Genomic DNA, 26,413 nt, shown 5'->3' on the forward strand with positions numbered 1-26,413 from the left:
GCCGGACCCGGTCCGGCTCGTTTCCCCGGGCCGGGCCATGCCGAGCCGCCCCCTCCCGGATCCTGATCAGTACCTTCCGCTTCGTCCCAGAGCCTGATACGGAATCTCCGTGACCTCCTCGACCCCCGCCCCCACTCCCCCGGCCTCCGCCTTCGCCCCCGACTCGCTGGTCCTCAACCGCAAGCTGCCGCTCTGGTACCAGGTCTCGCAGTCCCTGCGGGCGTCGATACTGGGCCGCACCCCGGACGCCTCGCTGCGGCTGCCCACCGAGGAGCGGCTGGCCGCGCACTACGGCGTGAGCGTGCTCACCATGCGGCAGGCGCTGAAGGAGCTGGAGGAGGAGGGACTGATCACCCGGCACCGGCGGCGCGGCACGTTCATCGAGCCGGCCGCGCGGCGGGGGGCGCCGGTGCGGCTGCTCGGCTCGATCGACGCGATCGTGGCGCAGCAGTCGGGCGAGCCGACGGCGGTCCTCGGGCACGGGCCGGAGCCGGTGCCGGGGGAGCTCGCGGAGTACTTCCCCGACTGCGAGTCGGTCGTCACCTACCGTCGTCTGCGGCGCGACAAGGACACCGGGGAGCCCACCAACTGGGCGGAGAACGCGGTACGTCCGGAGCTCGCGGCCGGGATCGACGTGGCCGACCTCGAACGCTGGCCCATGACGAAGGTGCTGCGGGACGCGGTGGGAGTGCGGATCCTGCGGATCACGGACACGGTGGAGGCGCGGTTGGCGGATCCGGAGACGGCGGAGCTGCTGGAGGTGCCGCTGCTGTCGCCGATCCTGCATTACACGGGGGTGACGTACGACGTGGCGGGGCGGGTGGTGGATGTGGCCCGGATCCGGTACCGGGGTGACCGCTTCTCGTTCTCGGTGACGGTGGAGGCGCGGTGACCTCCCGGGGGCGGGTGTTCGTCTGCGGGCCGGTGGTGGGCTGGTCGCGCAGTTCCCCGCGCTCCTAGGGGGTACGGGCGAGTGCGATGGCGAAGCCGAGCATTTCAGGGGCGCGGGGAACTGCGCGAGCAACCCACCACGGCCCGCAGCCGAACACGGGGGTCTGGGGGCGCAGCCCCCGGCAAGCCACCTCAGCAGGCCCTAACATGGGCCCCCGTGAGTGACGACCTGCAGCCGCTCGACGACCTGATGCCCTGGTCCGTGGCCCAGCTCCGCCCCGGCCGCCCCTGGGTCACCGCCCCGGACGCCCGTACGCTCAGGACCCGCTGGGACAGACTCGTCCAGGCGGACGGGGACACCCGCGAACACCTCTTCCGCCCCACCCGCACCCGCACCCTCCACACCCGCGTCCCCGCCCTCCCCTCGACCCCCGCAGGCACCACCCCCCTCGCCCTGGAATCCGGCCCCTGCCCCACCCCCTCCGCTTCACCCACGGCCCCTTCGACCAGCAGTGGCTGATACCCGATCACCGCCTCCTGGACGCCGCCCGCCCGGAGCTGTGGCGGGTCGCCGACGAGCGGCAGGTGTTCCTCGTCGAGCAGGGGTACGTGCCGAAGACCAGCGGGCCCGCCCTCACCGTCTCCGCCCTGCTCCCCGACGGCCGCTCCCTCGCCGGCCGCCCGGGCCGCATCCGCCCCCTCTACCGCCGCCCGGGCGCCACCGAACCCAACGTCACGCCCGGCCTGCTCCCCTTCCTCGGCAAGGCGTACGGGCACGACGTCACCCCCGAGGACCTGCTCGCCTGGACCGTGGCCGCCGCGCAGCCCTCGCCCTCGGGGTGCGTGCTGCCGCTCACCTCCGACCCCCGGCTCTGGGAGCGCGGCGTCGAGCTGGGGCACCGGATCGTCGAGCTGACCGTGCGCGGGGCGCGCGGCGGCGACAGGCCCCGGCTGCCCGGCGGCCGGCGGCCGTACGTGCGGGCCGCGATCCCGGCCCGGCCGGACACCCTGCGGTACGACCCGGAGGACGAGAGCCTGTACCTCGGCGAGGGCCGGATCTCTCCCGTCCCGTCGGGCGCCTGGGAGTTCGGGGTGAGCGGCGTACGCGTACTGGAGCTGTGGTTCGAGGCGCGGACCGGGACCGGTGAGCCGGGGACCCTGGAAGCCCTGCGGCCCGCCTCCTGGCCGCAGGAGTGGACCTCCGAGCTCCTTGAGCTCATCACCGTGCTGGCCCTGCTCGACGAACTGCGGCCCCGGCAGCGGGAGCTGGCCGACGGTCCCCGTCTCGCCCGGGACCGGCTCGTCGAGGCGCGCGTCCTGCCCGTACCGCCCGCGGCCCGCCGCCCCGCCTCCGTACTCGACCACCACGAAGAGGGCCCGGACGGTCAGCTGGCCCTCCTTTGATCCAGAAGCCTCCTGATCCGGACGGCTCCTGATCCGGACGCCTCGGACCGGCAAGTCGACTGATCCGCAAGTCGACCGTGACAAAAGTGGGTCATCCACGATAGGCACGGCTTCCATGAGCACTCCGCAGCCCCTCCCCCTCGACGGGATCACGGTCGTCGCCGTGGAGCAGGCCGTCTCCGCCCCGTTCGCCACCCGCCAGCTCGCCGACCTCGGCGCCCGGGTGATCAAGGTCGAGCGGCCCGACGGCGGTGACTTCGCCCGTCACTACGACACCGCCGCCCGCGGCCTCGCCTCGCACTTCGTCTGGTGCAACCGGGGCAAGGAGTCGATCGCCCTGGATCTGAAGGACCCGCGCGGACTCGACGTCCTGCGGCGGCTGATCGCCGGGGCCGACGTGTTCGTGCAGAACCTGGCGCACGGGGCCGCCGCGAGGATGGGCCTGGACGCGGCCACGCTCTGCGCCGCACACCCCCGCCTGGTCGCGGTCGACATATCGGGGTACGGCGCCGACGGCCCGTACGCGCACAAGCGGGCGTACGACATGCTCGTGCAGTGCGAGGCCGGTCTGGTGTCCGTGACGGGGACGCCGGAGCAGCCCGTGAAGGCGGGGATCCCGGCCGCCGACATCGCCGCCGCGATGTACGCCTACTCGGGCGTCCTCGCGGCCCTGCTGCGCCGGGGCACCACCGGCCGCGGCGGCCCGGTGGAGGTCTCGATGCTGGACGCGCTGGCGGAGTGGCTGGGGCATCCCCTGCACCATGTGATGCACGGGGGAACGGAACCGGCGCGCACAGGGGTCGCGCACGCCGTCATCGCCCCGTACAACGCGTATGCGACGGCGGACGGCCAGGTGCTGCTCTCCGTACAGAACGACCGCGAGTGGCGGAGGCTGACCGAACAGGTGCTGGAACGACCGGAGTTGGCCGAAGACCCGGCGTACGCGACCAACACCGCGCGGACCGCGCACCGGGCGGAGACGGACAAGGCCGTCGGTGAGGCGCTGGCCGGGATGACCGCCGCCGAGGCGATCGCCCGCCTGGAGGCCGCCGGCATCGCGTGCGCGCGGCTCAACACGGTCGCTCAGGCCGCCGCGCATCCGCAGCTCGCGGCGCGCGACCGCTGGCGGGAGGTGGACTCACCGGCGGGGCCGCTGCGGGCGCTGCTGCCGCCCGTCGTCCTGCCGGGCGGCGCCGAGCCGAGGATGGGTGCGGTACCGGCGCTGGGCGAGCACACCGAAGCGCTGCTGCGAGCCCTGGGGATGACAGAGGAGCTGACAGCAGCGCTGCGCCGGGACGGCGTGATCGCCTGAGCGTGGGTCAGGAAGTCGTTGTTCTCTGCGTCAGCCGCGGCTGCCGAAGAGCGAGCGGCGAAGGCGCCGCAGCGGGGCGAAGAGCGAAACGCGGGCGCTCTTGCTCCTGTGGCTGTGCGCGGCGTCACGCGAGGTCAGCTCACGCATCAGCAAGGTCGCCTCGGCCGACTCCCGCAGCGGGACGGCGGGACCGCCCAGCACCGAGAGATGGCGGTCGAGCCGCGAGCTGGTCGCACTGCTCCCGCAGGTGATGGCAGGCACTCGCGCCCTGCTGCGCACTGTTATCTGTTCCATGTCACTCCCCACCCATACGAGGGCACCCGGCCCCGGGCAGGGTAACCCTATCGCCCTCGCATCACACTCGTGTATCCCGGTGGTGGGATTCACCTCTCCCGGGGAGGGGTTGACACGAGGCACCGATTACTCTCCGAATATGCCTGATTCCAGGGCGAGTTGGACAACGCGTCGGAGGGGGCCACTACCGCGCTGACCTGAGCTAACGTGGAGAGGATCCGCCGTTGTGGTCGCGCCCTCGCCGAGGAGGCCCGCCAGTGAGCGAAGTGCCGGGCAGTGAAGAGCGCGTGATCGGGGGCCGCTACCGGCTGCTGTCCCCGCTCGGCCGCGGCGGCATGGGCGAGGTGTGGCGGGCGCGCGACGAGGTGCTGGGGCGCGAGGTCGCGGTCAAGGAGGTACGGGCTCCGGCCGGGCTCGACTCCACCGACGAACAGCGGCTGTACGCACGCCTGGAGCGCGAGGCGTGGGCCGCGGCCCGGATCTCGCACCGCAACGTGGTGACGGTCTATGACGTGGCGACCCACGACGGCCGCCCCTGGATCGTGATGGAACTGGTGCGCGGGCTCTCGCTCTCCGAGGTCCTGGAGGCGGACGGGCCGGTGTCGCCGCAGCGCGCCGGGCACATCGGCGCCGAGATCGTCGCGGCCCTGCGCGCCGCGCACGCGGCCGGGGTGCTGCACCGCGATGTGAAGCCCGCCAACGTGCTGCTCGCCAACGACGGCCGGGTGGTCCTCACCGACTTCGGGATCGCCATGGTCGCGGGCACCTCCACGCTCACCATGACGGGCGAGGTGATCGGGTCGCCCGAATTCCTCTCCCCCGAACAGGCGTTGGGGCGCACGCCGGGACCCGCGTCGGACCTGTGGTCGCTCGGGGTGCTGCTGTACGCGGCGGTCGAGGGCAGCACGCCGTTCCGCCAGGCGACCCCGCTCTCCACACTGCGGGCCGTGGTCGACGAGGAGCTCCCGCCGCCGCACCGGGCGGGCGCGCTGGCCCCGGTGATCGCGGGGCTGCTGCGCAAGGACCCGGCCGAGCGGCTGTCGACGGAGGAGGCCGAGCACCAGCTGCGGGTGGTGGGCGCGGGTGGTGAGGTGCGGGACATCCCGCCGCCGTATCCCGGGGCGTACGACCCGACGGTCGCCGCGCCCGCGCCGGGCCTCGGTCCGACGCCGCCGCTGCCGACCGCCCCGGTGGCGCCGGGAGCGTACGACCCCGAAAGGGCGGAGCCGTCGACGGGCCGTCAGAGCAGGGCCGGTGTGGTCCTCTTGATCGGAGCCCTGCTCCTGCTGCTCGCGCTCGGCGGGCTCGTGTGGGCGCTGACGCACCGCGGGGACGGCGGAGGGGGCGACGAGAGCGCGGGCACACCCTCCGCACCGGGCCCGGTCTCGCACTCCACACCGCACAGCAGCAACACCACCACCAAGAGCCACAGCCCCACGACCGCCACCACGGGCCCCACCAACACCCCCAGTTCCAGCCCGAGCAGCTCCGCGCCGCCCGCGCAGTCCGTAAAGGTCTCACTCAAGACCGTTCGCGGAAGTTACGAGGGAACCTGCCCGCCGCCGGACGACTCGGCCCCGGCCGTGGTCGCCACGTTCACCGTGGGCCGTACGCCGGTGGACGTCCAGTACCGCTGGGTGACGGCCACCGGGGAGTCGTCCGAGCCGGGGTGGAAAACGCTGAGCTTCGGGTCCGGCGATGCCAGGAGCAAGGAGGTGCGGCACGTCGAGTCGGGGTACGAGGCCGGGAAGACCGTCCACAACGCGGTGCAGCTGGAGGTGCGCTCACCGGTCGCGGCGAACTCCAACTCGGTGTCCTATTCGATCACGTGTAAGGAGGAGACCCCGACGGGCGGGGCCTCCTCCTCTGGTGCGGAGCCGGCGGGCGGCGGCTCTGGATCACCCGCCGGGCAGAACAGGACCGGCCGGGATCAGGCGGCGTTGGCGAAGGTGGGCAGGTAGCCGCCGGACTGTCCGGCGGCGGTCGGGTGGTAGGACTCGCCGATGTTGGTCCAGACCAGGCTGTTCAGCCAGGAGCTGCTGGAGCAGATCTCGTGGTTGGTGAAGGGCGGGACGACCGAGGCGAAGGTGTAGCCGTGGTCGGCCGCACGCTTGGCGGTGACCGTGTTCAGCTCGTCCGCCGCGCTGTTGATGGCCGCGCGCGAGGTGTCGCTCAGCCCGCCGAAGCAGCTGCCGCCGATCTTGTAGAAGTGCGGGTAGCCGATGACGACGACATGGGCGTTGGGGGCCTTGGCTCTGATCGCGTCGTAGACGGAGTCGAGCTTTCCGGGCAGGACGGTGTCGGCGTAGGTGCGCGCCTGGTCGATGCGGTTGATGCAGGTGGACTGCGAATACAGGACGCAGGTGGTCATGACGTCGGAGAAGCCCGCGTCATTGCCGCCGATGGTGATCGAGACGAGGTCGGTGGCGGAGGTGAGCGGGCCGAGCTGACTGGCCTTCACATCGTCGGTCGTCGCCCCCGAACAGGCGGTGAAGGCGAACGAGGCAGGGGCGTGGGACGCCGCCCAGAGGGACGGGTAGGCCTTGGGCGAGCGCTTGCAGGAGCCGCTGGCGCTGTCGTACGTACCGGTTCCCACTCCCGAGGAGTAGGAGTCGCCGAGCGCCACATAATCGGTGCCCGCGGCCTGGGCGTGGGTCGCGGCACTGGCCACGCCCGCCCCGGTGAGGGCGAAGGCTGCGGTCAGGAAGATCGACGACACATAGGCCGTCATACGGGAGAGCTTCATGTGGGGGCCTCCTAGTGCGGGATATCCGCCACAGATGTGGTACCAGCGAGTAGGGATCACCGGAAGTGGACATGCCAAGAACTTTCAGAAATCCGCTCCAACGGGTGAACCCCTGACCCTGAGTTCCCGTCAATTGACCTTCGCCGCACGGAAGTTCACCTGCACGCCCCTTGCCTTGACGGCCCACCTGGGGTGCGCCACATTGAAGCCCCGCTCACCACGCAGAGGATCAGAGTGGCCCGGACGGCATCGGCCCCACGGGGTCCGCGACATGACAGGTCATCGGCTCGCGCGGACCTGACGGCGGTCGCGTCCGGCGCCGCGCTCGCCGCGTCCGCGGCCGGAGCGGTGCTCGCGTACATTCCCCTGGATTCACCGCTGCGTGCGCCATTGGCGCTGTATTTCTTGATCGCCGCTCCCGCCGAAGCGCTGTTTTTCGCCTTGCGCCGAAGGGAACCGCTCACCCGCGCGGTGGCGTCGTTGTCAGGGGCGGTACTCATCGATCTGGTGATCGCCGAAATCCTGGCACATGCTCATGTCCGGTCCGTACGTGGCGAGATCATGGCAGTCGCCGTGATCAGCTTTCTTCTTTTCCTGGCGGGAACAGGAGCAAAGAACTCCACAAGCGACCGGTCGAGAAAGGTCAAAAACCCAAAAACGTGAGACCGCGTTCCAAGGTCTTGCCATACGGTCCCAATCATCAATACCGTCTTACATCCACCCGCATCGGTCCATCACGCACGGCGGTTTCAGGGGAGGGCTCGAGCGCCGTCGATGGGTGCCGGGGCGGGGCGCGCTAGGGGGGTACCGTGCTCGGTCTTCGTGCGTCGTCGACCGGTCACGGGCCGCGCGGCCAGCAAAGCCAGCTCACCCACACAGCACGGAATGCGAGACCTTCATGACGGAATGCCAGCCCGTCATGACCGGGGTGAGGACCCCCCTTTCGTAACCGGACCATCATCCGGACCGCCCGGGGGCGGGCGGTCCACCGGACGAGAGGGACAGAGACTCGTGAGCTCTTTTGTGCGCCCGGCGAGCCGGGAAGAAGATCCAGCGGCCCAATCGCCGGGCAGAGAAGCGGACGGCCCCGCACTGATCGCGGTGGCCGACGAATCCGCCGCCCGAATACCGGCCTTTTCCGCGCACTACCGCGCGGTCTCGCCCAATCTCGCGATCGCGCCGCCGGTGAGCGTCGTGATCCCCGCCATGAACGAGGCGGAAAACCTTCCGTACGTCTTCAAGACGCTTCCCGAGTGGATCCATGAAGTCGTCCTGGTCGACGGCAATTCCACCGATGACACCGTGCGGGTCGCCCGTGAACTGCGGCCCGACGTCAAGGTCGTCAAGCAGGTCGGCAAGGGCAAGGGAGACGCCCTCATCAGCGGCTTCGCCGCCTGTACCGGCGAGATCATCGTGATGGTCGACGCGGACGGCTCGGCCGACGGCGAGGAGATCGTCAGCTATGTGTCCGCCCTGGTCGGCGGCGCCGACTTCGCCAAGGGCTCCCGCTTCGCCAACGGCGGCGGCACGGACGACATGACGCCCGTCCGCAAGCTCGGCAACTGGGCGCTCTGCGGCATCGTCAACCGCAAGTTCGGCGCCCGCTACACCGATCTCTGCTACGGCTACAACGCCTTCTGGAAGCACTGCCTCGACAAGATCGTCCTCGACTGCAGCGGCTTCGAGATCGAGACCCTGATCAACATCCGGATCGTCAAGGCCGGTCTGCGGGTCCAGGAAGTGCCCAGCCACGAGTACAACCGGATCCACGGCGTCTCCAACCTCAGCGCCGTGCGCGACGGCATCCGGGTGCTCAAGGTGATCCTCAAGGAGAAGGCCGTGCCGCGCAGCCACCGGCGACCGCAGGCCGTCGGCCTCAACGCCAGGCGGGGAGAAGTGTCTTGACCGAACGTCAGACCCGCGACTTCTCCGTGGTGATCTGCGTGTACACCGAGGACCGCTGGGAGGACATCCTCGCGGCGGTCGCCTCGGTGCGCCACCAGTCGCACCCGCCACTGGAGACCCTGCTGGTCGTGGACCACAACCCGGCGCTGCTCGAACGGCTGCGCCGGGAGTACGAGGAGTGCGCGGCGGACGGGGAGGTGCGGGTGCTCGCCAACGCGGGCCCCCGCGGCCTCTCGGCCGGGCGCAACACCGGGATCGCCGCGGCGCGGGGCGCGTTCGTGGCCTTCCTGGACGACGACGCCGTGGCCGAGCGCGACTGGCTGCGGCACTTCCACGCGGGGTACGCCGACCCCCGGGTGATGGCGGTCGGCGGGCGCACCGAGCCCGCCTGGGCCTTGGGGCGCCGCCCGGCCTGGTTCCCCGAGGAGTTCGACTGGGTGGTGGGCTGTACGTACCGGGGCCTGCCGCCCGGCCGGGTGCGGGTCCGCAACGTCCTGGGCGGCAACGCCTCCTTCCGGCGCACCGCGTTCGACGCGGCCGGGGGCTTCGCCACCGGCATCGGCCGCGACGGCGACAAACGGCCGCTGGGCTGCGAGGAGACCGAGCTGTGCATCCGGCTCTCCCGGGCCCTGCCCGATGCGGTGCTCCTGATCGACGACCGCGCGATCATCCACCACCGCGTCCCGCCCGCCCGCGAGCGCTTCGGCTACTTCCGCACACGTACGTACGCCGAGGGCCTCTCCAAGGCGCTGGTCGCCCGAAGCGTGGGAGCGGGCAAGGGCCTTGAATCGGAGCGCCGCTATACGACACGGGTGCTTCCGGCCGGTGTCGTACGGGGGCTGCGCGACGCGGTGCTCGGACGGGCGGGCGGCGCGGGCCGCGCGGGCGCGATCGTGACGGGCGTCGCGGTGGCCGCGGCCGGATACGCGCTGGGCTCCTGGCGGGCCCGGCGGGGCGACATGGTCTTCGAGGTCGGGCCGATCCCGTCGGGGGAGGAGCCGGGGACCGGGGCCGGGAGCGGGACCGAGGTCGGGAACGGGGCTGGGGACACGGCCGTGTCCGGAAACGCGGCCGAGGCCCGGGCCGGGTCCGTCAATGGCTCGGGGACCGGGACCGGGACCGATGAGGAGGCCGCCGCGTGAGTGCGTCCGTGCCGATCCTGATGTACCACGCGGTGGGCCACCGCCCGGCCGAGGCGGCCTATGGGCTCTCCGTCTCCCCGGGCGCGTTCGCCGCGCAGATGGACGTGCTGGCCGACCGGGGCTTCACCCCGCTGACGACGGCCGGGCTGGCGCACGCGTGGCGCTCGGCGGGCGCGCTGCCACGGCGCCCGGTGCTGATCACCTTCGACGACGGGTACGAAGGCGTGCACCGGCACGCCCTGCCGGTGCTCGCCCGGCACGGCTTCGCCGCCACCCTCTTCGTCTCGACCGGCTGGCTGCGCGGCGCGCACGAGGAGGGCGGCGCGCCCGACACCATGCTCGACTGGGACCAGGTGCGCGAACTGGCCGCGGCCGGCACGGAGATCGGCGGCCACAGCCACACCCATCCGCAGCTCGACCAACTCGGCGACGACCGGCTGTGGTTCGAGACCCTGCGCTGCAAGGAGATCGTCGCCGAGGAGCTCGGCACCCGGCCCGTCTCCTTCGCCTACCCCTACGGCTACTCCAGCCGCCGGGTCCGCCGGACCGTCCGCGCGGCCGGCTTCGCCCAGGCGCTGGCGGTCGGCAACGCCCTCGCCGAGCGCCGCCAGGGCCCGTACGCCCTGGAACGGGTCACCGTGCGGCGCGGCACCGGCATCGAGGAGTTCGAGCGGCTGGTCGAAGGGCGCGCCATCGGCCGCACCTTCGCCCGCGACCGCGTCCTCACCAAGGGGTACGCGCTGGTCCGCCGGGGACGGCAGGCCGGGCGCGCACTGGCCGGAAGGTGAGCGGCCACGGTGACCGGGTCGACCACCGCCGGGCGGCGCGGGGCACGCTCCCGGGAGAAACGTGACGGCACCCCGCTCTTCCGGAACGCCTATGCCCTGATGGTCAACACCGGTATCAGCGCGGTCCTCGGCCTGGGCTTCTGGCTGGTGGCCGCGCGGTACTACACGGAGGACGCGGTCGGCCAGGGGTCGGCGGCCATCGCGGCGATGAAGTTCCTCGCCGGGATCACCGCGCTCACCCTGACCGGCGCCCTGGCCCGGTTCATCCCGGTGGCGGGCGCGGCCACCGGCAGGCTGGTGTTCCGCACCTACGCGGGCAGCGCCGTCGTCGTCGCCGCGGCCGCCGTGGTCTTCCTCCTCACCCTGGACGTCTGGGGCCCCTCCTACCGTTTTCTGCACGGGCCGCTGCACGGCCTCGGCTTCGTCGCCGCCGTCGTCGCCTGGGCGGTCCTCACCCTCCAGGACGGGGTGCTGACCGGGCTGCGCAGCGCGTTCTGGGTGCCGGTCGGCAACACCGCCTTCTCCACGGTGAAGCTGCTGCTCCTGGCGGCGATCGCCACGGCGCTGCCCACCACGGGCGTCTTCGTCTCCTGGGTGGCGGCGATCGCCGTCTCCGTACTGCCGCTGGGCTGGCTGGTCTTCCGACGGCTCGTGCCCCGCCATGTGGAACTGACCGCCGCGACCGCGCGCCCGCCCGGCCACCGCGAGCTCGGCCGCTTCCTCGCGGGCGACTACACGGGCTCGCTCTTCGCCCTCGCCGTCGTCTATCTGGTGCCGGTGATCGTCGCCTCCCAGGTGAGCTCGTCCGACAACGCGTACTTCTACATCACCGCCACCATCGGCGGCACGGTGGAACTCCTCGCCATCAACATGGGCGCCTCACTGACCGTCGAGGGCGCCCACGACCCCGACCGCCTCGGACGCAACGCGCGCGCCGCGCTGATCCGGATGGCCAAGATCGTGGCGCCGATCTGCGCCGCGCTCTTCGTCCTCGCCCCGCTGGTCCTGCGGGTCTTCGGCCAGGGGTACGCGGACCACGCGACGCCGCTGCTGCGCCTGCTGGTGACCGGGGCCCTCCTTCGGGTCGTGATCGAGCTGTACTTCGCGGTGCTGCGCGCGCGGAGCCGCACCGCCGGACTCGCGGGCCTCCAGGGCGCGTTGTGCGTCCTGGTGCTCGGCTCGACCCTGGCCCTGCTCCCGTCGATGGGTCTGACGGGAGTGGGCCTCGCCGAGGTGTCCAGCCTCGCGGTGATCGCGGTGATCGCGGCGGCGAAGCTGTACGGGGTGCTGCGGGCGGGGTCGGGAGCGGGCACGGGAGCCGGGGCGGTGCCTGCTCCGGACGCCCCGGATCATCCGGACGCCCCGGATCAGCGGTCGAGCCAGCGCACCTCGTAGGCGGCGAGCGGGACCGCCCGGCCGTCGACGCGGGCCTGGACCGCGCGGTCCAGGGTGTTGACGACGAGGACGGACTTGGCACTCGCCAGCACCCGTATGCCGCTGCCGGGTATGTCGTCGGCGGTGCTCTCGACCGTCTCGTACCGCGTGTCCGGCGGGAACTCCTCGGCGAACCGGGAGACCAGCCCGTACATCGGCAACGCGGCTCCCCCGTCGGCCAGTTGGGTCGGCTTCCACAGGCAGCCGGGGCAGGGCGCGGTGGTCTGCTGCGGGCTCCAGTAGAACGCGGTGGTCGCCCCGCCCCGCGCGATGGCGATCATCGCGGCGGCCTGGGCGGCGACCCGGCGCTGCTCGCTCCAGCCGGAGTTCTCCGGCTCCACGTAGTACTCCGTCCACCACAGCGGCAGTCCGTCCGCGTGCTCGCGCAGCCAGCGGCCGACATCGGTGAACTTGTCGAGCGCCGTGAACGGGTCGGGCAGCGCCTGGCTGTCGCGGGTGAACCCGGCGCCGTCGACGGCCACGAAGTCGGCGCCCTTCTTGTGCGTGTTCCAGTAGGTGAAGGCGTCCAGCACCCGCCGGTCGACCGAGCCCCAGGGGCCCTTGAGCTCGGAGGCGAACTGGGTGTCCGCCGGGGCGTAGCTGTCCATGACCAGGTAGGGGCCGCCGACCCGGTTGTCCTCGTCGACCTTCTTCAGCTCGTCGTAGACGAGGTTGTACAGCTGGGTGTACCCCTCGTAGTTCCACCGCTGGCTGGTGTCGTCGAAGAACCCCTTGAACTCGTTCCACACCACGAAGTGGCGCACGTCCGGGTAGCGCCTGGCGACGGTCGCGGAGAGGTCCGCGAAGTCCTTGTAGTGCGTGGGGAGCGGCGCGGACTCGAAGGACTTGAGGCTCCAGTCCGTGTGGTCCGCGCCCGGCTTGCCGCCCTTCATCCAGTCGGGCGCGCAGCAGAGCGTGATCACGGGGGTGGATCCCGTGGAGCGGATGAAGGCGATGCGCCGGTCGAGGTCCGCGAAGTCGTACACCCCCGGCGACGGCTCCGGGTTGCCCGCCCCCCAGCCCATGATCGCCTGGTTCTGCGGCACGGACTGCCCGGCCAGCAGCTCGCGGGCGCGCGCGACGGCATCGGGGGTGCCGCTGTCCGCGCTGAACTGGGTGTGGGTGAAGCCCCAGCCGAGCGCGGGGTCGTCCCGGGCGGGGCCGGTGGGGCCACCGGAGGACTTGTCCTCGGACGAGCCGCCCGTGGAGCCGGTCATGGCGAGGACCAGCGCGAGCACGGCCGCGATCAGGCCGAGCAGGGCGACCGGAGCCCATACATGACGACGCATCACGATCCAGCCTATCGACGGAGGTTGGCCTTTCGGACGTTTTTCAACCGAACACTCATGGAACGTCCCGCCCCCCGCCTCCGGTTCCCGCCCCGGCCCAACGGGACAAAACACCGTGCGCGGCGGGGCATGTTGCCGGATCATGGAAGCCATGTCCGCGAACCCTGAAGCCACGCTGCCGATCCGGCTGAACGTGGACGACAGCGACTCCCCGTCCGATGTCGTCGACGCGCTGTTCCTCGGCCGGTTCGCCACGGGCGAGCAGCCGTTCTCGCACAGCTCCTCCATCGACCGGGTCAAGAAGGGCGCCAGCCTGCTGCCGCCGGGCGCGACCGTGCTGCGCGCGGCCCGCGACGACGACCGCAGCGCCACGCTCGCCGAGGGCGACGGCTGGACGCTGCTGGTCTCCCGCTGGAACCGGGGCGCGGACGTCACGGTGACCGCGACCAGCGAGGACCTCGCCGAGAGGGTGCTCAAGCAGGCCACCGAGGGCGCGGAGGACGAGCCGGAGCCGGTGCCGGAGAACGTCACGATGGGCTTCTGGTACGTCTCGCCGCGCCGCGGCCCGCACCGCACCACCCGCCAGATCGCGGCCGGTACGTGGGAGGAGGTCCGCCCCAACTACACGGCGCCCGTGGCCGAGGCGATGGACCGCCTGATGAAGGTGACCCCCGACGACATCGCGGGCCGGCTGCTGCTGCTCCACGGCCCGCCCGGCACCGGCAAGACGTCGGCGCTGCGCACGCTCGCCCGCTCCTGGCGCGACTGGTGCCAGGTGGACTGCGTCCTGGACCCCGAGCGCCTCTTCAACGACGTCGGCTATCTGATGGACATCGCGATCGGCGAGGACGACGGCTCGGCGAAGGGCCGCTGGCGGCTGCTGTTGCTGGAGGACTGCGACGAGCTGATCCGGGGCGAGGCCAAGCACACGGCGGGGCAGGCCCTGTCGCGCCTGCTGAACCTGACGGACGGCCTGCTGGGCCAGGGCCGCAACGTCCTGGTCGGGGTCACCACCAACGAGGACCTGGAGCGCCTGCACCCCGCGGTCGTCCGCCCCGGCCGCTGTCTGGCCCGTATCGAAGTGGGCCCCATGACCCGCCGCGAGGCGGTGACATGGCTGGGCACGGAGGAGGGCGTGGGCCGCGAGGGAGCCACTCTGGCCGAGCTGTTCGCCCTGCGCCGCGGCACCACACCGCCGAACGTCCCGGATCCCCGGGAGAACGCGGACGCGGGGTTGTATTTGTAAGGCAGTTGTCAGTTGTCAGTCGCCACCTGACAGATGACAGATGACAGGCGATAAGTGACAGGCGACCACTGACAACCGACAACCGACAGCTGACAGCTGACAGCTGACAGCTGACGCCTATCAGTCTCCGTACACCGCTCGCACCGCGTCCGACACCGCCGCCTGCGCCGCCTCGCGGCTGAGGCCCAGGCGCCGCATCTCCTCGGCGTACGTCCGGGCGGCCGCCGCGGCCCGGCGTTCCGCCGCGTCGCCCGCCGCCGCGACGAAGGTGCCGTTGCGGCCCCGCGTCTCGATCACCCCGTCCGCCTCCAGCGCGCGGTAGGCCTTGGCCACGGTGTTGGCGGCGAGGCCGAGCTCCTCGGCGAGGCCGCGCACCGTGGGCAGCTTGTACCCCACGGGCAGCACCCCCGTCCTGGCCCGCTCGGCGATCTGGGCCCGCAGCTGCTCGTACGGCGCGCTCGCGGCTTCCTGGTCAATGACGATCTTCAGGGTCACACGCCGATTCTGCCCCTCCCCCGCGCGGGGCGAAAATGGGAGGCACCCGACGCGCCCCACGCGTAACGTCCGAGTCCATGTGCGCGAACGTCCGAGCACGCTGCACCTGGTCCCCCACGAAGCCCGCGCCCCGGAGATACGTCATGCCCGCGAACTCGGTAGAGCCCGACTCCCTCCTCATCGTCACCCTGGTCAAGTCCGGCCGTACGAAGATCGGTTATCCGGCGTCGCTGGTGTCCGACGACGGCACGCGGCTCACGGTCCGCGCCCCCTGGGCGGCCGACGGCGTCCGCGACTTCGGCTTCGTCCGCTTCGAGCCGGGCGACGTCTTCACCGAGCACTACTGGCGGGACCGCTGGTACGCGGTGAAGGAGGTACGGGCGGCCGACGGCACGCTCAAGGGCTGGTACTGCGACATCACCCGGCCCGCCGTGGTGCGCGACGGAGCGGTGGTGGTGGAGGACCTCGACCTGGACCTCTGGATCTCCGCCGACGGCGCCACCGTGCTCCGCCTGGACGAGGACGAGTTCGCCGAGAGCGGTCTGGCCGAGCGCGACCCGGAGGCGGCGGACCGCGCCGTACAGGCCTTGGACGAGCTCGAACTCCTGGCGAAGCTGGGCAGGTTCACGGCGCTCATCGACTAGCGCACCGGCGGAGGGCCGTCGGCTCGGGGGTACCGGACCGCACGAGGAGGCCCGTTCTTAACCGTCTCTCAGTCACTCCTTAAGGCGACCATAACGATCGCCATCACCCCCTCCCAGCAGCCGATTTCGCGGTTTTCGGCGGCTAGCGTGCTCCACGCCCACCCCGTGCAGCACCGAAGGAGAACGTCACGATGACCGCTCGCCGCAAAGCCGCCACCGTTGCCTCCCTGGCCATGGGGCCGCTCGCGCTGACCGGGCTCGCGGCCGGTCCTGCCGCTGCCCACGGCTCGATGACGGATCCGGTCAGCCGGGTCTCCGCCTGCTACGCCGAGGGTCCGGAGAGCCCCCGCTCGGCCGCCTGCAAGGCGGCCGTGGCCGCCAGCGGGACCCAGGCGTTCTACGACTGGAACGCCGTCAACATCGCCAACGCGGCGGGCAGGTCGAAGCAGATCATCCCCGACGGCAAGCTCTGCAGCGCGGGCAACGACAAGTACAAGGGCCTCGACCTGGCGCGCGCCGACTGGCCGTCCACCAAGCTGACCGCCGGGCGCCACACCTTCCGTTACAAGGGCACGGCTCCCCACAAGGGCACGTTCGAGCTGTACGTCACCGAGGACGGCTACGACCCCGCCAAGCCTCTGAAGTGGTCGGACCTGGAGTCCGCGCCGTTCGCCAAGGTGACGAACCCGTCGATGCGGAACGGGGACTACGTCTTCGACGCCACCCTGCCCGCCAAGTCGGGCCGCCACCTCGTCTACTCGATCTGGCAGCGCTCGGACAGCCCCGAAGCCTTCTACACCTGCTCCGACGTGGTGTTCGGCAAGGACAGCGGCGGCGCCGGATCCGCCCCGGCCCCGACGGCCTCGGCGCCCACCCGGCAGCAGGTCGAGGACGGCGCGGCCAAGTCGACGGTGGAGCACCACGGCCACGGCGACGACGACGCGAACACGGGCGCGGGCGCACCGGCGCGGCCGGCCGCCGACAAGGCTGGCGACAAGGGCGCCGCCAAGGAGCAGTCCGCCAACCAGCCCCACACCGACAGCGTGGCCGCGGCTCCGGCCCAGGAGGGCGCCCGTACCGAGAACCTCGCCGAGACGGGCGGGAGCGGCTCCACCCCGTATCTGGCGTTCGGCGGTGCGGCCGCCCTGGCCGCGGGCGCCGCGTTCCTCTTCCTGACCGTCCGCCGCAAGGCCGCACCGGCGGGCGGCCGCCACGGCCGCTGATCCCCCGGCACCCCCACAGGGCGAGGCCCCTTGCACCTACTTCGTAGGTAGAGGGGCCTCGTGTGCGTCTCAGCCGATGACGGACAGGCAAGTGGTGGGCGTGGCGTGCGCGGGGTCGAGCGCGTTCACCACTTCGTGGTAGGTGATGCGGTCGGTCAGCCCCATCGCCACGTGCTCGGAGAGGTCGAGGGCGCACTTGTCCTGGATGAGGACGTTGTCGACATCGGGTCCGTTCAGGAACTGCGAGCGGTACGGGGTGACCACCTCGTCGTACTTGCTGGCGATGACGGTGTAGTGCACTCCGGGAACGGTGTCGCCGCCCGCGTTGAGCTTGGCCAGGAACGGCGACCCGGCCACCTGGTCGGCGAGGCCGGGGGTGGCGAGGTTGAGCAGGTCACCGGCGCCGGGGAAGTAGGGCAGCAGCGCCGTGAGGCCGAGCAGGGTGGTGCCGTGGTTGTCGGGCGCGATGCCGACCAGCGTATTCACCTTGGCGGCGCCGCCCAGGAACTTCAGGTACCAGCGCGGCATCATGCCGCCCTGGGAGTGCCCCACCAGATCGGCCTTGGGGGCGCCGGTCGCCGCGAGCACGTTGTCCACGAAACCGTCGAGCTGTTCGGCCGATTTGTCGATGTGGCCGAGGCCGTTGAAGAGCGGTACGCCCGGCAGCTGGCCGTAGTCGAGGGAGAAGACGCAGTAGCCCCGGTTGACCAGGTACGGGGCGAGGGCCAGCCAGTTGTCGACCGAGTTCCCGAAGGTGCCGTGGACGAGGACGACGGGGCGGGGGTGGGCCGCGGAGGGCTTGCAGGCGTAGTTGTTCCAGCCGCTGCTGGGGGCGGACTGGGCGTGCGCGGCGGTCGCGGGGACGGCGGTGGCCGCGGCGGCGAGCAGCAGCGCCGCCAGCGGTCTGGCCAGGTGTTTCCAGGCACGGCGGGGCTTCCAGGGCAGCATCGGGCGATCTCCTTGCGGCTCAAGGGGAGTTGCGGGGACACACCCTGTGATCCGGACCACAGTGCTGTTCGCTCGCCAAATTACGCACCAGTAGCCTGAGAAGTGAAGTTACGCGTCGGTAAAAACTGCCGTGTCGCCGAGCTCGACCGGCTCCGCCACTTCCCGGGGCGTGCGGCGGCGCGGGTCAAGCGGCGTCGGCCAGGGAACCGGGGGCGGGAGCGGCTTGCGGACCGGGCGCCGCCGCCGCGCTGACGATCGCGGCCGGGCCGAAGCGGGCGCGGGCGCGGTCGGCGACCGCCTCGATGCGGCGGGCCCGGTCGTCCGCGGGGTCGAACGTCAGCTGCCGGGAGGCCAGCCGGGCGGGCATCAGCCCCTCGGCCCGCAGGGAGACGCTCCGGACGCGGGCCCGCTGGAGGCCGAGCGACTCGTGGATGGCGTACGCCAGCGCGGTGAGCGCCGGGGAGTGGGCCGTGGGCTCGCGCAGGGTGCGGCCACGGGTGGTGATGGACCGGTCGGCGTACCGGACGGTGAGCGTCAGGGAGCGGCACACCTGCTCCGCACCGCGCAGCCGGGCGCCCAGCTCCTCCGCGAGGGAGAGCAGCGCACGGCGTCGCCGGCCGGGGTCCACCTCGTCGCGGGGGAAGGAGCGTTCGGCGCCGAGGGAGCGGGCCGCCGCGTTCGGCACGACGGGCGTGCGGTCGATGCCCAGGGCCCGTTCGTGGAGCTCGCGCCCGGCCCGCGCGCCGACGATCCGCTGCAGGGTGGCGAGCGGGGCGGCGGCGACCCTGCCGACCGAGTCGAGCCCGTACGAGCAGAGGGTACGGGCGGTCGCGGGGCCGACCCCGTCCAGCGCGGCGACGGGCTTGTCCGCCAGGAACTCCGTCACCCCGTCCGGGGGCAGCACCAGGGTCGTGCCCGGCCGGGCGCCCCGGGCGGCCATCCGGGCCAGCATGGGGTTGGGCCCGGCCCCGATGGTGCAGTCCACCCCGCAGTGGGCGAGCGCCCTGACCCGGATGACGGAGGCGAGCTGGGCCGCGTTCCAGCCGAAGTACCGCTCGGCGCCCCGCACATCGACGAGCGCGGCGTCCGGGGGGAGCGCCTGGACGACCGGGGTGAGCCCGCCGAGCAGCGCGAGCAGCGCGGGGAGCGCGGCCTCGCAGCCACCGCCCGCGGCGCCGGGGGGTTCGGCATGGAACCGGACGCAGAGGATCATCCCGCGCTCCCCTGGCTCTGGTGCCACAGCTTCCGGCCGGTGGCGGCTTGTTCGCCGGGGGGCTGGAGGTCGGCCCAGGGGTTCAGCTGATACCCCGTGGACATTTCGATACGGCGTCCGCCGTCGGACTCCTCCCCGGCCGCCCCCTCGCTCTCGGGGTGCGGCGCCGACAGCCGGGCCGAGACCGCGTCCAGGCCGCCCTCGTGGCGGAGTTCGACCAGCTCGGCCAGGTTCCAGGCCGCGGCGCCCACCACGCTGAGGCTGCGCGGGCCGCGCCGCTGCACCACCCCGCGTACCAGCAGGAGCCAGGAATGGAAGACGGTGTGCGCGCAGGCGGCGTGGCTGTCGCCGAAGAAGGCGAGGTCGACCAGGCCCGTGCCGTCGTCCAGCGTGGTGAAGATGACCCGCTGGCCGGACCGGACGGGCGGGGTCTGGGTGGCCGCCTTGGCGCCCGCGACCAGGACGGTCTCGCCGTGCCCGGCGTCCCGCAGCCGCTTGGCCGAGACCACGCCCAGCTCCTTCAGGAACGTCTCGTGATCCACCATCAGATGGCGGGACGCGTCCATGCCGAGGACGCCCAGCTCGGCGCTGAGCCGTTCCGCCTCGTCGAGGTCGGGCAGTCCGGCGCGGGCCGTCCGCCGCCCGTCGCCGAGCGGCAGCTGGCCGCCGCCGGACCCGGCCGCGCGCTGGGCGCGGTGGAGTTCGGCGAGGTGCAGCAGCAGGTCGCGCCGGTTGCCGCCGAACGTGTCGAGCGCGCCGACCTGGGCGAGCCGTTCGGCGACGGGGCGGCTGGGCCTGGCCCGGCGCCAGAAGTCGAGCAGCGAGGAGTAGGGCTGCCCCTGCTCGATCCGGGCGGTCTCGGCCTCGCTGATCCCCTGGACGTCCGCGAGCGCGAGCCGAAGCCCCCAGATCCGGGAATTGGACACCAGTTCGATTCGATGGGCGGCCGACGACCGGTTCACGTCCACCGGCAGGATGGGCACCCCGCGCCGCCGCGCGTCCGCGAGGAGCAGCCGCTTGGGGTACATCCCGGGGTCGTGGGTGAGCAGCCCGGCGTAGAAGGCGGCCGGGTGGTGGGCCTTGAGCCAGGCCGACTGGTAGGTCGGCACGGCGAACGCGACGGCGTGCGCCTTGCAGAAGCCGTACGAGCCGAAGGCCTTGATGATCTCCCAGGTGCGGTCGATCACTTCGGGCGTGTACGCGCGCTCGGCCGCGCACGCGGCGAACCAGACGCGGATCTTCTCCTGCGACTCGGGGTCGGAGAGGGCGCGCCGGGCCTGGTCGGCCCTGGCCCGGTCGCAGCCGGTCATGACGGCCAGCATCTCGATGAGCTGCTCGTGGAAGACGACCACGCCGTAGGTCTCCCCCAGGACGTCCGCCAGGTCCTCGTGCGGATGGCGCACCGGGGCCCGCCCGTGGCGCGCCTCGATGAACGGCCGGACCATGTCGGCGGCGACCGGCCCCGGCCGGAAGAGCGAGATGTCCACGACCAGGTCGTGGAAGGTGGAGGGCTGGAGCCGCCCGATCAGATCGCGCTGGCCCGGCGACTCGATCTGGAAGCAGCCGAGCGTCTCGGTGGAGCGGATGAGCCGGTAGGTCGGCAGGTCGCCCTCGGGGACCTGGCGCGGGTCGTCGAGGTCCAGCTTCCGGCCGGTGGTGCGGCCGATCTCGGCGACGGCGTGCGCCATCGCCGACTGCATCCGTACGCCGAGGACGTCCAGCTTGAGCAGGCCGAGGTCCTCCACGTCCTCCTTGTCGAACTGGGACATGGGGAACCCCTCGCCGCTGGTCGCCACCACCGGGGTGCGGCGCAGCAGCGTGATGTTCGACAGGAGCACTCCGCACGGGTGCATGGCGATCCCGCGCGGCAGCCCGTCCAGCGCCTCGACCAGCTCCCACAGCCTGCCGTGCCGCCCCTGCTCCGCCGCGATCCCGCGCAGCTCCGGCAGTTCGGCCATCGCGGCGCGGGCGTCCCGGGCCCGGATGTGCGGGAAGGACTTGGCGATCCGGTCGATCTCGGCCGGGTCCATGGACAGCGCGGCGCCCACGTCGCGTACGGCGTGGCGGACCCGGTAGGTCTCGGGCATGGCGACGGTGGCGACCCGTTCGGTGCCGAAGCGGCCGATGATCGCGCGGTAGACGTCGAGGCGGCGGGCGGACTCGACGTCGATGTCGATGTCCGGCAGCACATAGCGCCGGGTGGACAGGAAGCGCTCCATCAGCAGGCCGTGGGCGACGGGGTCGGCGTGGGCGATGCCGAGGAGGTGGTTGACGAGCGACCCGGCGCTGGAGCCGCGCGCGGCCACCCGGATGCCCATCTCCCGTATGTCGTCGACGACTTGGGCGACGGTGAGGAAGTACGCGGCGAAGCCGTGGAAGGCGATGACGTCCAGCTCCCGGTGCATCCGCTCCCAGTACGCGGGGTCGTTGTCGTAGCCGCGCAGCACCATGCCGGCGGCGGCCCGGGAGGCGAGGACCCGCTGCGGGGTGCGGTCCGCGGCGCCGACGAGATGGGGCTCGGGGAAGTAGCTGTACGTCTTGATGCCCAGCTCCTCGCCGGGGTCGACCCGGCACGCGGCGGCGGTCTCCTCGGTCGTGGTGAGCAGCCGGTGCGCGGCGTCCCGGCGGAACCCGGCGGCCTCGGCGACGCGTTCGGCGGTGCGGGCCATGGCGGCCGGTTCCTTGAGCCAGCGCTCGCCGCTGTCCAGCCCCCGGCGCGGGTCGACGGGGACGAGCCGGCGGGCCGCGTCCAGGACGTCGGCGACCGGCCCGAGCCCGGCGTCCGCGTACCGCACGGCGTTGGTCAGCACGGCCGGTACGCCCTGTTCGGCGGCGAGGCCGAGGGTGCGGGCGGCGAGCCGCAGCGAGCCGGGCCCGGTGCCCGCGCGCCCGTGGTGCACGACCTCCAGGCGCAGGGCGTCGCCGTACAGCTCGCGCCAGGGCGCCAGGAGGCGCGCGGCCCGGTCCGGGCGCCCGGCGGCGAGCGCCCGGCCCACTTCGGACGCGGGTCCCAGCAGCACGGTGAGTCCGTCGGCGGGCAGCGCGGACCAGGAGAGGACGGGCTGTCCGGTGGCCGTGTGGGCGGCGGTGATCAGCCGGCAGAGCTCGGCCCAGCCGGTGGCGCCGTCCCGGGCGAGGAAGGTGGCGCGCGGCGCCGACTCGTCGACGAAGGCGCCGCCCCGCACCGGGGTGCGCGGACGCCGGGCGGGGGCGGCCTCCTGCCCCTTCCCCTGGTCGAGGAGGTGTTCCGGGACGGCGAGGTCGGTGCCGAAGAGCGGGCGCACCCCCGCCGCGGCGCACGCCTTGGCGAAGCGCACGGCACCGGCGAGGGTGTCCCGGTCGGTGAGAGCGAGTGCGTCCATCCCCCGTTCGGCGGCGCGCTCGGCCAGCCGTTCCGGGTGGGAAGCCCCGTACCGCAGGGAGTAACCCGAAACGGTGCGCAGATGCGTGAAACCGGGCATCCGCACCTCCTGGACCAGTCGTTCTCACTTCCCCCTCCTTTCACCATAGACCAATTTCGAACGCACGTACGACACAGATGTTCGATACATACGGAGGTACCTCGGTCGGCGGGCGTCAGCCATTCGGCCCCGCCCCGACTGCGCGGCCCTGCCGCGCCCCGGAGCGTGAGGGGCATGACGTTCGTCGACGAGGTGAAGAGCGCCGTCACCGTGCGGGCCGCGCTGCTGGTCATCGGGGTGCTCGGGCTGATGGTCGCGTTCATCGCGTCCTATGCCGGGGCCTTCCACCACCCCAAGCCGAAGGACGTTCCGTTCGGGGTGGTCGCGCCCGCGCAGATCAGCGCGCAGGCCGTGCAGCGGCTGAACGCGATCCCCGGCGGCGCGCTGGACGCCCGTGCGGTCAAGGACCGGGACGCGGCCACCCGGCAGCTGCGGAACCGCGACATCGACGGCGCGCTGCTCGTCGACCCGGGGTCCAGCACGGACACCCTGCTCGTCGCGGGCGGTGGCGGGGCGTCCCTCGCGCAGGCCGTCGAGCAGGTCGTCACCGCGATCGAGAAGGCCGAGCAGCGGACCGTGAAGGTGGTCGACGTCGCCCCGGCCGACCCGGACGACGCCCGCGGCCTGTCCTCGTTCTACCTGGTCGTCGGCTGGTGCGTGGGCGGCTATCTGTGCGCCGCGATCCTGGCGATCAGCCATGGCGCCCGGCCCGCGAACACCCAGCGGGCGGTGATCCGGCTCGGCGCGCTCGCGGTGTACTCGATCGCCGCAGGGCTGCTCGGCGCGCTGATCATCGGGCCGGTGCTCGGCGCGCTGCCGGGCAGCTACCCGGGCCTGGCGGGCCTGGGCGCGCTGGTGGTGTTCGCGGTCGGCGCCACCACCCTGGCCTTCCAGGGCCTCGCCGGGATCGTCGGCATCGGCCTGGCGATCCTGGTCGTCGTCGTGCTCGGCAACCCGAGCGCGGGCGGCGCCTATCCGTATCCGCTGCTGCCGCCGTTCTGGAAGGCGATCGGCCCGGCGCTGCCCCCGGGCGCGGGCACCTGGGCGGCGCGCTCCATCGCGTACTTCCGGGGCAACGCGCTCACCGGCCCGCTCCTGGTGCTGTCGGCCTGGGCGGTGGCCGGGGCGGCGGTCACCCTGGTCATGGCGGGGCTGCGCAAGAGGGACGAAAACGCGGGGAACGACCCACTGGAGGTGGGCGCCCCCTAAGGGGCGCGGGGAACTGCGCGACCGGCCACAAACGGCCCGCAGCCAAAAGACCACCCGATAAGGGGCGCGGGGAACGGCGCGACCGGCCCCCCACCGGCCCGCACCCGAAAACGCGCCCCTACCCGCCCTGATACGCCGCAGCCAGCAACCCCTTCGTGTACTCGCTGGACGGCGCGTCGAACACCTCGTCCCGCTCCCCGCTCTCCACCAGCACCCCACCCCGCATCACCGCGACTTCGTCGCACACGTGCCGCACCACCGCCAGGTCGTGCGAGACGAACAGGAGCGAGAGGCCGAGCTCGTCGCGCAGGTCCATCAGCAGGTTCAGCACCTGCGCCTGTACGGAGACGTCGAGCGCCGACACCGGCTCGTCCGCGATGACCAGGCGCGGGCGGACCGCCAGGGCCCGGGCGATGCCGATGCGCTGGCGCTGCCCGCCGCTGAACTCGTGCGGATACCGGTCGAGCCGGTCCTCCGCGAGCCCCACCCGCTTCAGCAGCCCCGCGGCCCGCTCCCGCCGCTCGTCCCGGTCCATCCGGGTGTGGGCGCGCAGCGGCGTGGTGACGATCTCCTCGACGGTGCGGCGTGGGTTGAGCGAGGCGTACGGGTCCTGGAAGACCAACTGGACGTCCCGGCTCAGTTCGCGGCGGAGCGCGGTGTCGCGGGCGGCGTCCGAGACGTCCCGCCCGTCGAAGCGCACGGTCCCGGCGGTGGGCCGCTGGAGCCCGGCGAGGACCCGGGCGGTGGTGGACTTGCCGGAGCCGGACTCCCCGACCAGCCCGAGGGTGCGGCCGGGCTCGATGCGCAGGCTCACGTCCCGTACGGCCACCACCGGCTCGGGCCGGCGCACCGACAGACCGCGCCTGCCCGGGAACTCGACCCGGATTCCGGTGAGTTCGACGAGAGGCGGGCCGTCCGCCAAGGGTGCGGCGGGCCGCGGCGGGGTCACCGGCGCCGGCTCGTCGACCGTCGCCAGCCTGCTGCCGGGCACGGTGGCCAGGGTGGGCGCCGCCCCGGTCAGGGCCCGGGTGTAGGGGTGCGAGGCGGCGGCGAGGAGCCGGGCCGTCGGCCCCTCCTCGACGACCCGGCCGCCCCGCATCACCGCCGTACGGTCGGTGAACTCGCCCACCACGCCCATGTCGTGGCTGACGAACAGCACCGCGGTGCCGTTCTCGCGCCCCAGTTCGGCCAGCAGGTCGAGGACCTGGCGCTGCACCCGGGCGTCGAGGGCGGTGGTCGGCTCGTCGGCGACCACCACGTCGGGCGCGTTGATCAGCGCGGCCGCGATCATCACGCGCTGGCGCATCCCGCCCGAGAACTGGTGCGGATGGTCCCCGGCCCGGGCGGCCGCGATCCCCACCCGCTCCAGCATCGCGGCCGCCCGCTCCCGGCCCTCGGCCCGCGAGGCACCCCTGTGGTGGATCCGGTAGGCCTCGGCGAGCTGCGCCCCGACCGTGTGGAAGGGGGAGAGCGCGGCCAGCGCGTCCTGGAACACCATCGCGATCCGGGAGCCGCGCAGCCCCCGCAGCCGGGACTCGGGAGCGCCGACCACCTCGGTCCCGGCCACCTCGACGCTGCCCTCGATCCGGGTGCGCGCGGGGTCGTGCAGGCCCAGGGCGGCGAGCCCCACGGTGGACTTGCCGGAGCCCGACTCCCCCACCAGGCCCAGCACTTCACCGGGCCCGACCTCCAGGGAGACCCCCTCCACGGCCGGTACGAGCGCGCCCCTCGGACCGGTGAAGGAGACGGACAGGTCGCGGATGCGGAGCACGGCACTCATACGAGCCTCACTCTCGGGTCGAGCCGCGCCACCAGGAGGTCGGCGAGCGCGACGAACACCACCACGAAGAAGGCGGCGAGCAGGACGGTCCCGACGACCGTGGGCAGGTCGTTCTGGACGACGGAGTCGACGGCGAGCTTGCCGATGCCGTCGATGCCGAAGACGGTCTCGGTGATGAAGGCCCCGCCGAACAGCGCCCCGGCCTCCAGGCCGAGCAGCTGCACCAGCGGGGCTCCGGCGCCGCGCGCGGTGTACTTCAGATGGGCGCGCAGCGTGGACAGGCCCCGGGCGCGGGCGGTGCGGACATACCCCTCGTGCATCGCCTCCAGCAGCTGCGCCCGCGAGAGCCGGGCGAACACGGCCGCGTTGACGAAGCCGAGGACCAGCCAGGGCAGTGCGAGCCCGGCCGCCCAGGCCCCGGGCGAGGAGGCGAAGGGGGTGTAGCCGGGCACCGGCAGCGCGCCGGTCGCGTACACCAGGAGGTACTGGAGGGCGTAGCCGAGGAAGTAGATCTGCACGCTCGCGCCGACCAGGGTGAAGCCGGACAGCAGCCGGTCGGTGCGGGTGCCCCGGCGCAGCGCGGCGGTGAAGCCCACGCCGACGCCGAGCACCACGATCACCACCAGGGCGCCCGCCGCGAGCGACAGAGTCGCCGGGAAGCGGTCCGCGAGGGCGTCGAGGACCGGCTGGTGCAGGGCGTAGGAGTAGCCCAGGCACGGCGCCGGGCAGTCGATGGGGCTGCCGTCGACGTCGGTGATGGTGCGGCCCGCCACCAGGCCGCCCAGATAGTCGCCGAACTGGGCGGCGACGGGCCGGTCCAGGCCCATGCTGTGGCGTACGGCCTCGACCTGCCCGGTGTCGCACTTGGGGCCGCAGGCGATGAGCGCGGGGTCGGAGGGGGCCGCGAAGAACAGCCCGAAGGCGGTGGCGGTGATCGCGAGGAGCACCGCCACGGCCTGCAGGACGCGTCGGACGACGTAACCGGTCAT

At 72.7% G+C, this 26,413-nt stretch carries 20 protein-coding genes and 2 pseudogenes; 13 read left to right on the top strand and 9 right to left on the bottom strand.

The window, feature by feature from the left end; all coding sequences use genetic code 11:
- Positions 1–109 precede the first annotated feature (109 nt).
- The 3 genes and pseudogenes from BX283_RS11815 (at position 110) to BX283_RS11825 (ending at position 3,607) form a co-directional block, all read left to right on the top strand.
- Positions 110–892, top strand: a complete 783-nt coding sequence (locus BX283_RS11815; protein ID WP_257582600.1) for a GntR family transcriptional regulator — start codon at positions 110–112, stop codon at positions 890–892.
- Between the two features lie 249 nt (positions 893–1,141).
- Positions 1,142–2,295, top strand: a pseudogene (locus tag BX283_RS11820) (type ISP restriction/modification enzyme).
- A gap of 115 nt (positions 2,296–2,410) precedes the next feature.
- Entirely contained in the window at positions 2,411–3,607 is a 1,197-nt protein-coding gene (locus tag BX283_RS11825; RefSeq protein ID WP_101387581.1) for a CaiB/BaiF CoA-transferase family protein, read from the top strand.
- Between the two features lie 30 nt (positions 3,608–3,637).
- Here BX283_RS11825 and BX283_RS11830 read toward each other — a convergent pair whose 3' ends face one another.
- On the bottom strand, positions 3,638–3,901 hold the full coding sequence (locus BX283_RS11830; protein WP_101387582.1) for a hypothetical protein: 264 nt from the start codon (positions 3,899–3,901) through the stop codon (positions 3,638–3,640).
- A gap of 257 nt (positions 3,902–4,158) precedes the next feature.
- Between BX283_RS11830 and BX283_RS11835 the strand changes: the two genes are divergently transcribed.
- Positions 4,159–5,862 carry a serine/threonine-protein kinase gene (locus BX283_RS11835; RefSeq protein ID WP_101387583.1) on the top strand — a complete coding sequence of 568 codons (1,704 nt, stop codon included), beginning with the start codon at positions 4,159–4,161 and terminating at the stop codon, positions 5,860–5,862.
- Here the strand turns inward: BX283_RS11835 and BX283_RS11840 are convergent.
- Positions 5,832–6,647, bottom strand: a complete 816-nt coding sequence (locus BX283_RS11840) for an SGNH/GDSL hydrolase family protein (protein ID WP_101387584.1) — start codon at positions 6,645–6,647, stop codon at positions 5,832–5,834. The genes BX283_RS11835 and BX283_RS11840 overlap by 31 nt on opposite strands.
- Before the next feature lie 348 nt (positions 6,648–6,995).
- Here BX283_RS11840 and BX283_RS40035 point away from each other — a divergent pair, with 348 nt between their 5' ends.
- The 5 genes and pseudogenes from BX283_RS40035 to BX283_RS11860 form a co-directional block, all read left to right on the top strand.
- On the top strand, positions 6,996–7,310 hold the full coding sequence (locus BX283_RS40035; protein WP_143676419.1) for a hypothetical protein: 315 nt from the start codon (positions 6,996–6,998) through the stop codon (positions 7,308–7,310).
- A gap of 438 nt (positions 7,311–7,748) precedes the next feature.
- On the top strand, positions 7,749–8,552 hold the full coding sequence (locus tag BX283_RS11845) for a glycosyltransferase family 2 protein (protein WP_257582602.1): 804 nt from the start codon (positions 7,749–7,751) through the stop codon (positions 8,550–8,552).
- Positions 8,549–9,694: a glycosyltransferase family 2 protein gene (locus BX283_RS11850; RefSeq protein ID WP_101387585.1), complete on the top strand. Its 1,146-nt coding sequence runs from the start codon at positions 8,549–8,551 to the stop codon at positions 9,692–9,694. Before BX283_RS11845 ends, BX283_RS11850 begins: the two co-directional genes overlap by 4 nt.
- Positions 9,695–9,714: 20 nt before the next feature.
- Entirely contained in the window at positions 9,715–10,482 is a 768-nt protein-coding gene (locus BX283_RS11855; protein ID WP_101392286.1) for a polysaccharide deacetylase family protein, read from the top strand.
- A 99-nt stretch (positions 10,483–10,581) separates the two neighbouring features.
- Positions 10,582–11,832 (top strand): annotated as a pseudogene (locus BX283_RS11860) (lipopolysaccharide biosynthesis protein); the annotation flags it as partial.
- A 17-nt stretch (positions 11,833–11,849) separates the two neighbouring features.
- On the opposite strand, the gene BX283_RS11865 reads toward BX283_RS11860, so the two are convergent.
- Complete coding sequence (locus tag BX283_RS11865; RefSeq protein WP_101387586.1) at positions 11,850–13,205, bottom strand: xylan 1,4-beta-xylosidase; 1,356 nt, start codon at positions 13,203–13,205, stop codon at positions 11,850–11,852.
- 151 nt (positions 13,206–13,356) lie between these two features.
- Here BX283_RS11865 and BX283_RS11870 point away from each other — a divergent pair, with 151 nt between their 5' ends.
- Positions 13,357–14,451, top strand: a complete 1,095-nt coding sequence (locus tag BX283_RS11870) for a DUF5925 domain-containing protein (protein ID WP_373979162.1) — start codon at positions 13,357–13,359, stop codon at positions 14,449–14,451.
- Positions 14,452–14,571: 120 nt separating this feature from the next.
- On the opposite strand, the gene BX283_RS11875 is transcribed toward BX283_RS11870, so the two are convergent.
- Complete coding sequence (locus BX283_RS11875; protein ID WP_101387588.1) at positions 14,572–14,946, bottom strand: GntR family transcriptional regulator; 375 nt, start codon at positions 14,944–14,946, stop codon at positions 14,572–14,574.
- A gap of 143 nt (positions 14,947–15,089) precedes the next feature.
- Between BX283_RS11875 and BX283_RS11880 the strand changes: the two genes are divergently transcribed.
- Entirely contained in the window at positions 15,090–15,590 is a 501-nt protein-coding gene (locus BX283_RS11880; RefSeq protein ID WP_101387589.1) for a DUF402 domain-containing protein, read from the top strand.
- Between the two features lie 191 nt (positions 15,591–15,781).
- Positions 15,782–16,813: a lytic polysaccharide monooxygenase gene (locus tag BX283_RS11885; RefSeq protein ID WP_101387590.1), complete on the top strand. Its 1,032-nt coding sequence runs from the start codon at positions 15,782–15,784 to the stop codon at positions 16,811–16,813.
- A gap of 69 nt (positions 16,814–16,882) precedes the next feature.
- Here the strand turns inward: BX283_RS11885 and BX283_RS11890 are convergent, their stop codons facing one another.
- From BX283_RS11890 to BX283_RS11900, 3 genes are all read right to left on the bottom strand, one after another.
- On the bottom strand, positions 16,883–17,761 hold the full coding sequence (locus tag BX283_RS11890; RefSeq protein WP_101387591.1) for a triacylglycerol lipase: 879 nt from the start codon (positions 17,759–17,761) through the stop codon (positions 16,883–16,885).
- 184 nt (positions 17,762–17,945) lie between these two features.
- Positions 17,946–18,974 (bottom strand): hypothetical protein, encoded by a 1,029-nt coding sequence (locus BX283_RS11895; RefSeq protein WP_101387592.1) that lies wholly within the window; start codon positions 18,972–18,974, stop codon positions 17,946–17,948.
- Positions 18,971–22,435, bottom strand: a complete 3,465-nt coding sequence (locus BX283_RS11900; protein ID WP_101387593.1) for a DNA polymerase III subunit alpha — start codon at positions 22,433–22,435, stop codon at positions 18,971–18,973. The genes BX283_RS11895 and BX283_RS11900 overlap by 4 nt, the downstream gene beginning before the upstream one ends.
- Positions 22,436–22,609: 174 nt before the next feature.
- Between BX283_RS11900 and BX283_RS11905 the strand changes: the two genes are divergently transcribed.
- A complete protein-coding gene (locus BX283_RS11905; RefSeq protein WP_101387594.1) occupies positions 22,610–23,644 on the top strand; it encodes a DUF3533 domain-containing protein in 1,035 nt (344 codons plus the stop codon).
- A 118-nt stretch (positions 23,645–23,762) separates the two neighbouring features.
- Here BX283_RS11905 and BX283_RS11910 read toward each other — a convergent pair whose 3' ends face one another.
- Positions 23,763–25,424, bottom strand: a complete 1,662-nt coding sequence (locus BX283_RS11910) for an ABC transporter ATP-binding protein (protein ID WP_101387595.1) — start codon at positions 25,422–25,424, stop codon at positions 23,763–23,765.
- Entirely contained in the window at positions 25,421–26,413 is a 993-nt protein-coding gene (locus BX283_RS11915; protein ID WP_101387596.1) for an ABC transporter permease, read from the bottom strand. Before BX283_RS11915 ends, BX283_RS11910 begins: the two co-directional genes overlap by 4 nt.

This window comes from Streptomyces sp. TLI_146 (genome assembly GCF_002846415.1).
In the GTDB taxonomy this organism is placed as follows: Bacteria; Actinomycetota; Actinomycetes; order Streptomycetales; family Streptomycetaceae; genus Streptomyces.

Bases quoted from the DNA above. Each gene is read 5' to 3' on its own strand.
- BX283_RS11825 (WP_101387581.1), top strand. From the start codon at position 2,411: ATGAGCACTCCGCAGCCCCTCCCCCTCGACGGGATCACGGTCGTCGCC.
- BX283_RS11830 (WP_101387582.1), bottom strand. From the start codon at position 3,901: ATGGAACAGATAACAGTGCGCAGCAGGGCGCGAGTGCCTGCCATCACC.
- BX283_RS11840 (WP_101387584.1), bottom strand. From the start codon at position 6,647: ATGAAGCTCTCCCGTATGACGGCCTATGTGTCGTCGATCTTCCTGACC.
- BX283_RS11855 (WP_101392286.1), top strand. From the start codon at position 9,715: ATGTACCACGCGGTGGGCCACCGCCCGGCCGAGGCGGCCTATGGGCTC.
- BX283_RS11865 (WP_101387586.1), bottom strand. From the start codon at position 13,205: ATGCGTCGTCATGTATGGGCTCCGGTCGCCCTGCTCGGCCTGATCGCG.
- BX283_RS11870 (WP_373979162.1), top strand. From the start codon at position 13,357: ATGTCCGCGAACCCTGAAGCCACGCTGCCGATCCGGCTGAACGTGGAC.
- BX283_RS11880 (WP_101387589.1), top strand. From the start codon at position 15,090: ATGCCCGCGAACTCGGTAGAGCCCGACTCCCTCCTCATCGTCACCCTG.
- BX283_RS11885 (WP_101387590.1), top strand. From the start codon at position 15,782: ATGACCGCTCGCCGCAAAGCCGCCACCGTTGCCTCCCTGGCCATGGGG.
- BX283_RS11890 (WP_101387591.1), bottom strand. From the start codon at position 17,761: ATGCTGCCCTGGAAGCCCCGCCGTGCCTGGAAACACCTGGCCAGACCG.
- BX283_RS11895 (WP_101387592.1), bottom strand. From the start codon at position 18,974: ATGATCCTCTGCGTCCGGTTCCATGCCGAACCCCCCGGCGCCGCGGGC.
- BX283_RS11900 (WP_101387593.1), bottom strand. From the start codon at position 22,435: ATGCCCGGTTTCACGCATCTGCGCACCGTTTCGGGTTACTCCCTGCGG.
- BX283_RS11905 (WP_101387594.1), top strand. From the start codon at position 22,610: ATGACGTTCGTCGACGAGGTGAAGAGCGCCGTCACCGTGCGGGCCGCG.
- BX283_RS11910 (WP_101387595.1), bottom strand. From the start codon at position 25,424: ATGAGTGCCGTGCTCCGCATCCGCGACCTGTCCGTCTCCTTCACCGGT.
- BX283_RS11915 (WP_101387596.1), bottom strand. From the start codon at position 26,413: ATGACCGGTTACGTCGTCCGACGCGTCCTGCAGGCCGTGGCGGTGCTC.